This window comes from Acinetobacter sp. C32I (genome assembly GCF_023702715.1).
Lineage (GTDB): Bacteria > Pseudomonadota > Gammaproteobacteria > Pseudomonadales > Moraxellaceae > Acinetobacter.
In genome coordinates, this window is sequence record NZ_CP098480.1 from 653,987 (window position 1) to 667,486 (window position 13,500).

12 protein-coding genes are annotated in these 13,500 nt (G+C 42.7%); all 12 read left to right on the forward strand.

Annotation, left to right across the window (positions count from 1 at the left end):
• The first annotated feature begins 11 nt into the window (after positions 1–11).
• The gene (locus tag NDN13_RS03185) at positions 12–1,823 is read left to right on the forward strand and encodes a PP2C family serine/threonine-protein phosphatase (protein WP_251117137.1); all 1,812 of its coding nucleotides are present in this window, start codon (positions 12–14) and stop codon (positions 1,821–1,823) included.
• The gene (locus NDN13_RS03190; RefSeq protein ID WP_251117138.1) at positions 1,816–3,345 is read left to right on the forward strand and encodes a helix-hairpin-helix domain-containing protein; all 1,530 of its coding nucleotides are present in this window, start codon (positions 1,816–1,818) and stop codon (positions 3,343–3,345) included. The genes NDN13_RS03185 and NDN13_RS03190 overlap by 8 nt, the downstream gene beginning before the upstream one ends.
• Positions 3,342–4,394 (forward strand): ATP-grasp domain-containing protein, encoded by a 1,053-nt coding sequence (locus tag NDN13_RS03195; protein WP_251117139.1) that lies wholly within the window; start codon positions 3,342–3,344, stop codon positions 4,392–4,394. The genes NDN13_RS03190 and NDN13_RS03195 overlap by 4 nt, the downstream gene beginning before the upstream one ends.
• A gap of 42 nt (positions 4,395–4,436) precedes the next feature.
• A complete protein-coding gene (locus NDN13_RS03200) occupies positions 4,437–5,576 on the forward strand; it encodes a phosphoribosyltransferase domain-containing protein (RefSeq protein WP_251117140.1) in 1,140 nt (379 codons plus the stop codon).
• Positions 5,569–6,390: an HAD family hydrolase gene (locus NDN13_RS03205; protein WP_251117141.1), complete on the forward strand. Its 822-nt coding sequence runs from the start codon at positions 5,569–5,571 to the stop codon at positions 6,388–6,390. Before NDN13_RS03200 ends, NDN13_RS03205 begins: the two co-directional genes overlap by 8 nt.
• Positions 6,374–7,525: a cysteine protease StiP gene (stiP, locus tag NDN13_RS03210; RefSeq protein ID WP_251117142.1), complete on the forward strand. Its 1,152-nt coding sequence runs from the start codon at positions 6,374–6,376 to the stop codon at positions 7,523–7,525. The genes NDN13_RS03205 and stiP overlap by 17 nt, the downstream gene beginning before the upstream one ends.
• Before the next feature lie 4 nt (positions 7,526–7,529).
• On the forward strand, positions 7,530–8,411 hold the full coding sequence (locus NDN13_RS03215; RefSeq protein WP_251117143.1) for an HpcH/HpaI aldolase/citrate lyase family protein: 882 nt from the start codon (positions 7,530–7,532) through the stop codon (positions 8,409–8,411).
• Between the two features lie 24 nt (positions 8,412–8,435).
• A complete protein-coding gene (locus tag NDN13_RS03220; RefSeq protein ID WP_251117144.1) occupies positions 8,436–9,635 on the forward strand; it encodes a TerD family protein in 1,200 nt (399 codons plus the stop codon).
• A 103-nt stretch (positions 9,636–9,738) separates the two neighbouring features.
• Positions 9,739–10,317, forward strand: coding sequence for a TerD family protein (locus NDN13_RS03225; RefSeq protein ID WP_005315964.1), 579 nt, complete (start codon positions 9,739–9,741; stop codon positions 10,315–10,317).
• A gap of 59 nt (positions 10,318–10,376) precedes the next feature.
• Complete coding sequence (locus tag NDN13_RS03230; protein WP_171553061.1) at positions 10,377–11,447, forward strand: DUF475 domain-containing protein; 1,071 nt, start codon at positions 10,377–10,379, stop codon at positions 11,445–11,447.
• 87 nt (positions 11,448–11,534) lie between these two features.
• Entirely contained in the window at positions 11,535–12,110 is a 576-nt protein-coding gene (locus NDN13_RS03235; protein WP_251117145.1) for a TerD family protein, read from the forward strand.
• An 80-nt stretch (positions 12,111–12,190) separates the two neighbouring features.
• Complete coding sequence (locus tag NDN13_RS03240; protein ID WP_251117146.1) at positions 12,191–13,489, forward strand: VWA domain-containing protein; 1,299 nt, start codon at positions 12,191–12,193, stop codon at positions 13,487–13,489.
• Positions 13,490–13,500: the final 11 nt, after the last annotated feature.

Below are 13,500 nucleotides of genomic sequence, written 5' to 3' on the forward strand. Positions count from 1 at the left end.
TAGGAAAAGCCATGTCGCAAACTTTGACTCCTGACGTTCAGACAGTTTTTTTAAATACATTAAAGCAGCTGTTACAAGATCAAACTCAACAGAACTCTCTTTTACTGGATGATGATTCTATTGGTCAATTACTGAGCAGTAAAAAAATTTATAATGCCTATCATGATTTGGCTGAACAGATTTATGAGCTAATGGGCTTTCAATTAGAACAGTCATCAGCGTTTCAGTATTCTTTATTACAGCGCATTCTGGAACAGGGTCGCTTGCCAGTTTACATCTCTAAAGCTGAAAGCATCAATAGTACTGAATCAACCCAACCGCTATTCGATCATACCCAAATGGCACTGACGCCAATCACCGAGGCTGATGCATTAGAGTCAGTTGATCAGCTTGATTTTCTAGATGAACTTTATTTGTCCCCGCCTGTTGGAGCAGAAGCTGATCCTTCTTTTATAAATGATTGCTTTGTCGCTACGCCACTTCCGACAACTTCGCTGCTGTCAGTTAATTCGACCACAAATATCGACGCAAAGAATACAGACCACAATCAGAATAATGCCTCAGGAAAACCAAATCATGAGGTGAAAATGGTGAAAAAAATGCCTCATTTTCAGATACCCAATGCGCGTGTTGGGCAAGACTATCAAGCCCGTATCCAAATGCAATATCCAGTCAAAGAGGACGTGCTGATTTGCTCTGAATCGATCAAAATTCCGGACGACTTAGGCATCGTATTTGATGATGAAGCACAACAATTACAGGGCATACCGCTACAAGCAGGTGAATTTAAACTGGCATTTCAGTATAAAAATAACGAAGCCACACAAGCATGGTCTTCGGGTGAGGTGACCTTTATTATTACTGCTGACCCGCGTAGTTTGTGGCAGGTCAATGAGCCTGATATCCATGCGCCTTATCAGAAAGCACATAGTGACCATCAACTGATTCAGACTGAGTATTTTAACCTTGCTGCCTGTAGCCAGCGCGGGCGCTCACATGAACACGCAGGTACTTTCCGTGATGATGACTTTCTGATTACTCAAGTTGCAGAGACCGATTGGTCAGTGTTGATTGTTGCAGACGGTGCTGGCAGTGCCAGTTATTCTCGACAAGGTTCTTTACTTGCGGTGCAAAGTGCAGCCAAAACGCTGACGGATTACCTCGAACAGCATCATCCGCATCTGGATCGCTTATTACAGCAATGGCAAGTTGGCAGTGATGATGAAATGACTAAGTCTGTTGCGCAGAAAATCTATAAAGATTTTCACGATACTTTCTATAAAACAGCCCAAGTGGCCATTGAGGCCATTGAGCAGGAAGCCGAGTTAAAGCAGGTTGCAGCCAAGGCGTATGCCACGACTTTATTGGTGGCTGTGGTTAAACAATGCGAGCAAAAAACCTTTATTAGTACCTTTTGGATGGGCGATGGCGCGATTGTTGTATATGCCAAAGATAAAGTACGTTTAATGGGCAAACCAGATGGTGGCGAGTTTGCTGGGCAAACCCGTTTCTTAGACCGCAGTTTTGCACAGCAGTTTGCTAGTCGGGTCAATATTGGCTATTACGATGATTGTGAAGCTGTGATTTTAATGACAGATGGTATTTCCGATCCGCGCTTTGAAACAGATGCTGGACTTGCGAACCACGAAAAATGGCAGGCCTTATGGCAAGAAATTGAACCACAGTTGCAACAGCCACACCCAGATCAGGCTTTATTGGAATGGTCAAAGTTCTTTAGTGCAGGGCATCATGATGATCGTACTTTGGCGATTTTATGGAATAAGCCTGTGAGTGTGGATGTGGAGGGTCTTGCCCATGACTAAGATTATCCAGTGTCAAACTTTAGATGGTCGGCCAGTTGCATTCGTTGATGAAGTCATTGGCTCAGGAGCTATGAAAGATGTCTATTTTTCTCCTGATAAATCTTATGTGGTGTGTTTTTTCAGTAAAGAAAAAAACCATTTCTATCAGTCACATGCTGAGCTGGAAAGACAGAAGGACCGCTTAAAGGAAATTGTTGGGAATAAATGGCAAGGTATTTTCAACAGTGCCGGCGGGGATTACTGGAAAAATGTGTTTTGCTGGCCCGATGGTTTGATTGAATATAATGGTTTGTTGGGGATTACAGCACCGACTTACCAAAAACAGTTTTTCTTTGAACATGGGTCTAAAAATAATGATTTTTTAGGCATTAAAGGTAAGGAAAAAGAAGGGAAATGGTTTGCCAGTGCCAATAACCAAAATCGGTTTTTAGATGAAAAAGAAAAAGGAAATTGGTCGAACTATCTGCGTATTTGTATTTTAATTGCCCGTGCTGTGCGCCGTATGCATGCAGCAGGTTTGGCACACTCAGATTTATCCTATAAGAATATTTTGATTGATCCTGTAACTGGCCGTGCCTGTGTAATTGATGTTGATGGTCTGGTCGTGCCTGGCAAATATCCGCCTGATGTGGTCGGAACGCCTGATTTTATTGCACCTGAAGTGGTGAAAACCAATCATTTAAAAAAAGACGACCCACAGCGAAACCTCCCAAATATCATGACCGATCGGCATGCTTTGGCGGTCTTGATCTACATGTATTTGCTGTATCGACACCCATTGCGTGGTGGCAAAGTCCATGATGTGAATGATCCGCAGCGCGATGAAAATCTGGCAATGGGTGACAATGCCTTATTTATTGAACATCCAACCGATCCGAGCAATCGGGTAAAAGTTAGTCAGGTGCGTCCAATTGCTTTACCGTGGGCCGATCCTGAAAAAATTCCGTTCACCGTGACAGGCCCTTATTTAAAAGAACTGTTTTTACAAAGCTTTGTGACGGGTTTACAGCAGCCACAACAACGACCTTCTGCCAATGATTGGGAAACGGCTTTAGTTAAAACGGTGGATTTGATTCAGCCATGCTTAAATAGCGATTGCGGTCAAAAATGGTATGTATTTGATAATACAACAAAACCAGTATGTCCATTTTGTGGTACAGCCTTTAAAGGCAAGTTACCTGTATTGAACCTCTATTCGGCACGCCAAGAAGGCAGTTTTAGACCTGATAATCACCGTTTAATGGTCTGGACAGGGCAGTCACTTTACCCGTGGCATGCCAATAATTTGATTGCACCGAATGAGCGCCTAACAGCAGAACAAACCAAACGTGTCGGCTATTTTATTTTTCACCAAAATCAGTGGTGGCTGGTCAATGAAAATCTGCCTGATCTCATGGATGTGGCAACCAAAACAACGATTCCAATTGGCGAAAAAGTTGAATTGCTAGATGGAAAACAAATTTTACTTTCACGTCAGGATGGAGGCCGCTTAGTGGTGGTGCAAATGGTGGAATGTGTATGACACAAATAGTGAATGATCTTACTCAGATTGGCATTGCAGAAAATTCGATCGGCATTTGGTTTACCCAAGCGCATTCTTGTCAACGTGATTTAATTTTGGCCGCAAAAACGGCGCCGTTTGATACTCGAATTCATGTGGTGGCATCACATGCACATGATCGTCCTGAAATTACATCTGTTGCTGATATCGCTTTACAAGAACCGCCTTTGTCAGAGCGAGTCGAGTGGGTTGTACAGCAGGCACAACGCTTCAATGTCAAATTGATTATTGCTGGGCATCATGCTGAACTTTATCTGGCGCAAAAACAGCGCTTCGAGCAATTGGGCATCCGTCTCATGGCGGGCTGTGATACGGTTGAGCAGATTGAGCAACTGAATGACAAAGCTCTGTTCACTCAAATCTGCGTAACACACGGTTTGGCGGTTGCACCAGCAACCATTGTCGAGAATGCCGAGCAATTAGAAGATGCATATCATGACTGGCTGCAAAAAGGCGATGTGTGTGTCAAGCCTGCCAAAGGGGTTTTTGCTTCCGGGTTTTGGCATTTAGATCCTAAAGCGGATGCTTTTGATGTGTTTGCCAATAGTATGAGATTCAAGGCGCATCCTGAAAGTTTTATTGAGAGTTATCGCCAGTTAGAACAGCCTCCTGTGTATTTGGTCATGCCATTTCTTCCTGGACTGGAGTGCTCAGTGGATATGTTGTGCGTACATGGTCAGGTGCATGGGGCGATCGCACGTTATAAGCAAAAGAATGGCTGCCAGAGTTTGACATTTGAAGATCCAGCGATTGAGTTGGCCAAACAGGTGGCTGCATTATTTGGTTGTGATGGGCTAGTAAATATGCAGGCTCGATATAATGACCAACAGCAGTTGTATATTTTGGAAGTGAACTCTCGGCCATCAGGTGGCATTGCACATACCTTCATGAGCGGCGTGAATTTGGTGCATTTGGCGATTGCCCAAGCACTACAGCTCAATTATCAACCTGAAAAGATGAAAAGTTCGGTCACTGTACGCAGCATAAGTCAGAGTATTTGTGTAATATAAAGACCATTATGTATATTATTTTAACTTAGATTTAAGAATTATATGATTGAGATTGAATTACAACGTGGCAAACTGGATTTACAGCCCGATGAAAATAGTCACTGGAAATGGCAGGATTTACTCGGTTTTGCTGAACGAATAAATCCCAAAAGAGCCTTTTTATTTGTCTCAAAAGTCTTGGGGAGACATATTCCGGTGAGTCCTCAAGTGATGCGCCACGCGTTTACTGATTTAGCCCAACTGATTCCGAGTGATTTACCTGAACCAATCTTGGTGATTGGGATGGCAGAAACTGCGGTAGGTCTAGGTGCGGGTGTACATCAAGTGTTGCAAGAACGCTATCCAGATGCACTGTATGTCACCACGACTCGGCATCCTGTTGAAGGCGCACCGTTATTGGCTCGCTTTTTAGAAGAACATAGCCACGCGCAAGATCAATTGTTGTATGGATCTCCTGATGCTGATATCCAAAAGAAAATTTTAGCCAGTAAAAGTATTGTATTGGTTGATGATGAAGCTTCTACAGGAAAAACCTTTATCAATTTAGTGTCTGCACTACAAGCGGCTGGTTTTGATCAAATTTCCCATATTGTGACGGCTACTTTGGCGGATTGGTCATCAGGTATTCATATTGCTGGATTAGATTGTCAGTCCGTGGCATTGATGACGGGTAAATGGCATTGGCAAGATGCCGAAAATCCACCACAGATCAATATGCCCAAAGTCGATACCGTGGCATTTGGTGAGTACGCGACCTTGTCTGAACCGACTTGGGGACGTTTACCGATTCAGGATACTTCTGCCTATATTCGTTTGCAGGTCGAACCTCAGCAACGGATTTTAGTATTAGGAAGCGGTGAATATGTCTGGTCTTCATTCTTATTGGCTGAAGATTTGCAGCGACAGGGTGCAGAGGTGAAATTTAGTGCGATCACCCGCTCACCGATTGCAGTGGGACATGCAATTGAATCTGCTTTGGCTTTTTCAGATAACTATGGTTTAGGTATTCAGAACTTTGTCTACAATATCAATCCATTAGAGTATGATCGAATCTTCATTACAGTGGAAACCTGTGCTGAGTCCGTCGCCAATAGTCTATTAGATGCGATTCCAAATGCTGAAGTTATCAGCGCAGTAGAATTTCCACATCAAACTCTTAATCTGTGTAGTGCGAATGACTAATTTTTTATTTGATACGCAAAATATTGCAACGCCGCTCATGTTGGTTGATCTGGATGATACTTTATTCCAGACCCATCGTCGTATTGTTCCCCAAGCTGACTTTAAAATGGTCACCACGGACAAACAGGGACAAGCATTGGCGTATATGAACCCGATTCAGCAGCACTTTGTGCAGTGGTTGTTGCATAGTACACATTTGATTCCCGTCACAGCACGAAGTGCAGAAGCATTGTCTCGGGTACATTTACCTTTTCAGTACGGCGCAGTTTGTTCTCATGGCGGTACGGTACTGAATGCAGATTTTAGTGTAAATCTGGATTGGCATGCGCAGATGCAACATGCATTGGCCCCTTATCAAGCGCGGCAACAGGCTTTGATTGAGGTGGTACAGCAACAGGCGACCCATTTTGGTTCTATCCGTACTTGGGTGGTCGAAGAGCAAGGTTTGGGCTTATATGTGGTTGCCAAGCAAAATACCGAAAATGATAATCCTTATGCACCGAATTTCTTACCAGAACTATTAAATAGCTTAAGCCCAGATGTATTGGATGGGTTCTATTTTCATTTAAATGGCAATAACTTGGCTTTGATTCCAGAACCTGTAAGTAAAGCCAATGCAGCCCGTTTTTTATTGCAACAGTTTGCGTCTCAACAACGCCCGATTCTCGGTTTTGGCGATAGTTTGTCCGATGTAGAGTTTTTGAATCTATGTCATTGGTGGGGCATGCCGAACCACAGTCAATTGAATCGTTGGGTAAAACATAATTTGACGCAGCAATATAAACAAGAAGGATATTATGGCGATTATCAATAAAGATAAAGCAAGTGAATTAATTTTAAAACAAGGGTTTAGTGGTAGTTACCAAGCAGAACAAGTGACTTTTTTACTTAAACGGACGCATATTGAACCAACCGATACCATTGAAAAAGAACGTCTGATTCAATCAGGTGAAAAGCATTATTCGCAAATGATCAGTTTGGAGAGTGCACCGACTGAACGTCATTTACAGTTATTTGAACAGGCCATGCAGCAAGGGCAGCAGCGTTTGGCTCAAGAAGTTCAGCAGTTGGCACAAACTTTGGTTACAGCATTTAAGGAACCAATTGTATTGGTGAGTTTTGTACGTGCGGGCGTCCCCTTAGGTGTACTGCTTTATCATGCGATACAGGACTTAGGCTGTGACTGTGTACATTATGGCATCAGTATTATTCGAGACCGTGGTATCGATTTTGCTGCCTTGGAAACCATTATTGCTAAACATGGACACCAATCGATTGTGTTTGTGGATGGTTGGACGGGGAAAGGCGCGATTCGCCAAGAATTACAACGTAGTTTAGGCGATGATGCTCGTTTTGCAGAGCGACCGTTACCGTTGGTGGTCTTGTCGGATATTGCCGGTTGTGCATGGTTGGCGGCCAGTGGCGATGACTGGCTGATTCCATCTGGTATTTTGGGGTCGACCATTTCAGGTCTTATTTCACGTAGCATTTGTGAAGGTGAAGCCTTGAGTGCCGAGGAAATCAATGCCGAAAATATCGATCAATGGCATCGCTGTATTGAATATAGCCATTTAAAAGAATTTGATATTTCGCAGCAGTTTATTCAGCGCATCAACCAGATTCGCACCCAGCTTAATCCACAACCGAATGCAGTTTGGGAGCAAACGCAACAACTGACACAACAAGATCAAAGCCAGCAGGTGGTACAGAAACTGGCCCAAGAATACGACATTCAAAATATAAATCGGATAAAACCGAGTATTGCTGAAGCAACCCGAGCGATTTTAAGACGAGTACCGGATCTGGTCTTGCTTCGCGATGCTGATGATGCCGATACCCGTTTATTACGTTATTTAACGCAAGTCACTGAGACACCTGTACAAGTGGTCGGTGATCAAATTGCGCCGTATAGAGCGATTACATTGATTCAAAAATTGGGGAAAGGATAATTTTATGTTATCTGCATTATCTTTAGGGGCAACATTATATATGCCTGCCACGCGTCCAGACTTATGGGCTGTGGTGAAGGGTGAAAAATATCCAGAGTTGCGTTCTCTAGTGATCTGTCTGGAAGATGCAATCACTGAACAGGAGATCGCATTTGCCAAACAAAATCTCAAACAGTTATTGCAGCAAATCCAACAGCAACAGCGCCTTGAACAACATCCGAAAGTGTTTATTCGCCCTCGTCATATTGCGATGGCTGCCGAATTGGCAGAATGGCAAGAAATCACCGCTTTAGATGGCATGGTATTGCCGAAATTTGGTTTAGCCAGTTTAAAGCAATGGCTTAGCGTTCTTCCTCCAGAACTTCATTATATGCCTACGCTTGAAACAGCTGATAGTTTTGATATGGGGCAAATGAAAGAGTTGAGACAAGCCTTGCCAGAATTTCATAAAGTATTGGTGCTTCGGGTTGGAGGCAATGACTTACTCAATTGTTTGGCCTTACGTCGGCCGAGTGATATGACCTTATACCAAACGCCTATCGGCACACTTATTGCAAATCTAGCAGGTCAGTTTTTACCTTATGGTTTTGCGCTGAGTGCACCTGTCTGTGAGCATTTTAGTCAGGTGAAATTGTTGCAGGATGAATTATATCTGGATTTACAGCATGGCTTATCGGGTAAAACCGTGATTCATCCTGCACAGATCTCGATTGTGCATCAGGCTTATCAGGTCAATGAAATTGAGTTAAAACAAGCGCAGGGTATTTTACAGGATGGCAGCAAAGCTGTATTTGCCTGTCATGGCAGTATGCTTGAACCCGCAACCCATCGTCGTTGGGCGGAACGGATTTTAGAACGGGCAAAAGTGTTTGGGCTAAAAGTATAAAATCAAAAAATATAGGAATAATCGATGCAACAACTTATTACAGGCGCCAATTTGGCATTGAGCCAGTCACAGTGCCAAGTGAAAATTAAAACTACATTAACGGCGCATATCGGTTTAGATGTCACCGCCTATGTCTTGAATGCACAGGCGAAGGTTCGTGGTGATGCGGACATGATTTTTTATGGGCAAAAGCAGACACCGAACCGTAGTGTGGAATTGACCGAGGCGACAGCAAAAGCACCGTATATCGCGCAATTCAATCTGAACACTCAATTGTTCGATGCGGATATCAGCAAGCTTGCGATGTGTGCAACGATTGATGGGCAAGGTGCAATCAATGCGATTCAAGATATTCAGATTGAATTATGGGAAAATGGACAGCTCACGGCAACAGCGACGGTAAAAAGTGCTGAAAAGACTGAAAAAGCACTGATTTTGGCCGAAGTTTATCGTCATAAAGAGCAGTGGAAATTCCGCTTCGTCAATCAGGGGTTCAATGGTGGCTTACAACCGCTAGCCGAACATTTTGGGGTAGAAATTAGTGATCAAGCTGCAACGCCTGAACCAGTGCCTCAACCTGTATCGGCGCCAGCACCTCAGCCTAAACTTAATTTAAGCAAAATTACTTTAGATAAACGCAATAGCCAGATTAATTTACAGAAACAGGCTCACGGTTTTGGTGAGATTAAAATTAATCTGAATTGGAACCAACGGACTCAACAAGCTCAGTCAGGTGGTTTCTTTAAAAAGCTACTCAACCAAAATCAAGGTATTGATCTGGACCTAGGTTGCCTATTCGAGATGCACGATGGTAGCAAATCGGTGATTCAGGCTTTAGGTGATCGGTTTGGTGATTTTAACGGATTCCCCTTTATTCAGCTTTCTGCGGATGACCGTACTGGTGCATTAACAGAGGGTGAGTGGCTCAGAATTAATGGACAGCACTGGTCGCAGATTCGCCGTGTAGTGTTATTTGCCTTTATTTATGAGGGTGTACCGAACTGGGCTGAAACAGATGCAGTGGTCACCATTTATGTTCCAGATCAACCTCCGATTGAAATCCGTTTAACTGAAGGGCAACCTTTGGGGATGTGTGGAATTGTTGAATTGGTGAATCAAGGCGGTAGTATTCAAGTACAACGTCATGTGCGCTATGTGCCTGGACATCGGGAGTTGGACCAAGCCTTTGGTTTTGGTCTGCGCTGGGTTGCAGGCAGTAAATAAAGTTGATATTTAATGATGTATTAGATAACAACAATTTCGATATCTATGTAAAAGTCATTAAGACCATGGAATTTTAAGTGTTCAAACGAGGAGAAAAAACAAAATGGCAATTAGTTTAAATAAAGGTGGAAATTTATCCCTAAGTAAAACAGACCCAAATTTAGTCCGTATTTTAATTGGATTGGGCTGGGATGAACGTGCGACTGACGGTGCAGCATTCGACTTGGATGCGAGTGCATTCTTATTAACTGCAACAGGCAAAGTACGTGGTGATCACGACTTTATTTTCTACAACCAACTTAAATCTCAAGATGCTTCAGTCGAGCACACGGGTGACAACCGTTCAGGTCAAGGTGATGGTGATGATGAAACCTTATTGGTTGATCTGTCAAAAGTCTCACCTGAAATTGAAAAAATTGCGATTACTGTGACCATTCATGATGCACAAGCACGCGGCCAGAATTTTGGTCAGATTGCCAATGCCTTTATTCGTGTCGTGAATCAAGACACCAATGTCGAAGTGGTTCGTTTTGATTTGGCAGAAGATTATTCAACTGAAACTGCCATGGTATTTGGCGAGGTTTATCGTCACAATGGCGAATGGAAATTTAAAGCCGTTGGTCAAGGCTATGCTGGTGGGCTTGCTGCGATGTGCCAACAATATGGTATTCAGGTCGGCTAAGCTTCTCATTTCAACACATAAATGATGAATAGCTTAAAGCTGTTTAGAAAAGGAAAAAAATGAAACATTTTCGTTTCTCAATTATTTTTACCGTAATCTGTCTAGGGTTATCAGCATGGTGGGGCTTTACGCATGGCCCAAATGCTGGTTTCGCGATGATGCTTAAAGTTTTATTGATTACGACTGTCTTAGCGGTCATGGAAGTATCCCTGTCTTTTGATAATGCTGTTGTCAATGCATCAGTACTCAGAAACTGGGATGAGTTCTGGAAAAAACTGTTCCTTACCGTCGGGATTTTAGTTGCTGTATTTGGTATGCGCTTAATCTTCCCACTCTTAATTGTTGGTGTAACCGCTGACATGGGAATGATTGAAGTTGCGAAACTGGCACTGAATGATCCAAAAACTTATTCAGAAAAGTTACTTGCACACCATGCTGAAATTGCTGCCTTCGGTGGGATGTTCCTGCTGTTGGTGTTCTTAAACTTCTTGTTTGATGATGGTAAAGATACGCACTGGTTCCATTGGTTGGAAACCCATTTATCGAATCTAGCAAATATTCCAGCGATGTCAGTATTTGTGTCACTGATTGCTTTACTGACCATGGCTGCTTTTGTACCTGAGCAACAAAAACTGATCGTGATTGTCGCGGGGATCTGGGGCATCGTGGTCTATATCGGTGTACAGGTATTGGGTCATTTGCTTGAAGGCAGCAGCGAAGATGATGAAGCCGATGAAAAACCGGTTACTGGTACTTCAAGTAATATCGTCAAAGCAGGTATTGGTGGTTTCCTTTACCTCGAAGTATTAGATGCTTCGTTTAGTTTTGATGGTGTGATTGGTGCATTTGCGATCACAAGTGATGTGGTTGTGATTATGCTTGGTCTGGCAATTGGTGCAATGTTTGTCCGTTCGATGACGATTTATTTAGTTGAGAAAGGCACATTGGAAGCATTTATTTATCTGGAGCATGGCGCACATTATGCGATTGGTGCTTTGGCTGCAATTATGCTTTATACCGGAACAGGTGGTCATGTGCCTGAAGTTGTAACAGGCTTGATTGGTATTGCATTCATCATTTGGGCTGTATTATCTTCGATTGCTTACAGTAAACAACAAACACAAGCTTGATAAAAATGCATGGATACATCATTTATATGATGTCCATGATTGAAATGAAATAAACAATGAGTTGATATTTAATAAGGAGAAACTCAAATGGCAATTAGTTTAACCAAAGGCGGCAACGTTAGCTTAACCAAAGAAGCGCCTGGCATTACAAAAACAACTGTTGGTTTAGGTTGGAATCCACGCGTGACTGATGGTGCTGCATTTGACCTTGATGCAATTGCATTTTTAGTCAATGAAGGCGGTAAGGTTCGTGCAGATAATGACTTTATTTTCTTTAATAACTTAAAGTCATCTGATGGCTCAGTCGTTCATAATGGCGATAACCGTACCGGTGAAGGCGATGGTGACGACGAGACTTTAAGCGTGGACTTGAGTAAAGTTCCGGCTGACGTTGCAAAAGTGATCTTTGCGGTTACGATTTATGATGGTCAAACCCGTAACCAAAACTTTGGTCAAGTTGCGAATGCCTACATTCGTGTAAGTAACGATGCGGGTGGTACTGAAATTGCACGTTATGACTTGTCTGAAGACAGCAGCACTGAAACTGCAATGATCTTTGGTGAACTTTATAAGCATGGCAGCGAGTGGAAATTCCGTGCAATCGGTCAAGGTTTTGCTGGTGGCTTAGGGCCTTTAGCAGCTTCTTATGGTGTTTCTGTTTAAGATACCTGTGGAAGATAGTGTTTAGGCACTATCTTCTTTTTTCGATATTTATAAATGATAAAAATAGGTTATTCCTTGATATGTTGAATTTAGTACGCGGACAAAAAATAAAACTAACTGATGTTTTACAGGGGCAATCCTCTTTTTATATCCAGATTCAATATCAAGCCGCTTTTGATTTAGATATCGCAAGTTTTGGACTTGATCCACAGTATCGTTTAAGTGATGAACGATACATGACCTTTTATAATCAGCCTGAAACGCCATGCCAAGCGGTTCGTCTGATTGAAAATCACAATAAATGCAGTCGCTTTTTAGTTGATTCTGCAAAACTACCTGCAACTATTCAACATCTGGTTTTGACCGCTGCAATTGATGGCCAGAATATCATGTCACAATTACAGCAAGCGACGATTCAAATTCTTAACTTGCAGTTACAGCCGATTGCTGAACTGAAGTTAGATGGCAGCATCTTTGATCAAGAACGTGCCACCATGCTGATTGAGATTTATCGAAAAGACGGTATTTGGCGTTTAGCCGCTATTGGACAAGGCTTTAATGCCGGTCTTGCTGCCTTAATTCAACATTTTGGTGGAGAGGTTGCCGAAGAGCCAACAGCACAACAGTCGACACCAGTAGCACCACAATCGAATATCGATTTAAAGAAAAAATTATCTTTGCAAAAGGCCGAAAAAACGGGCAATGCATCCATTATCGATCTGACCAAAAAATCACTGGTCCAACTGGAAAAGAAAAACTTACTGGGTGTAACCGCACGCGTGGCACTGGTCTTGGATGCATCTGGCTCAATGGATGGGCAATATCGCCGCGGTGATGTGCAAAAGGTAGTGAATCGCTTGATGCCACTAGCTATTCATTTTGATGATGATGGCAGTTTTGAATGCTGGGCTTTTGCCGCTAAAACAACGCAACTGGATGATGTGACCCTGAGTAATGTTAATGATTTCATTAACACCACCCAGCGTGGCTGGAAGAACTGGCAAGTTGGGGCGCGTTATAATGAGGAAATTCCAGCGATTGAAGCTGTGATTAACTATTTCCAAAAATTCAAAGATCAAATCCCGACTTATGTTTTATTTATTTCGGATGGTGGTGTGGGCAGCCGTCGACAAATGCAGAAAATATTATCACAAGCGGCCAAACTGCCTATTTTCTGGCAATTTGTCGGGATTGGTGGGCGAGATTATGGCGCACTAGAAAAGCTGGATGAAATGTCAGGTCGAATTGTCGATAACTGTAATTTCTTTAGTTTAGATCGCATTGACAGCGTTTCAGATGAACGTCTATATGAATTGTTATTGCAAGAATTCCCTGATTGGTTAAACGCTGCGAAGCAACATCAGATTGTGAGAAATTAAAAGGAATAAAC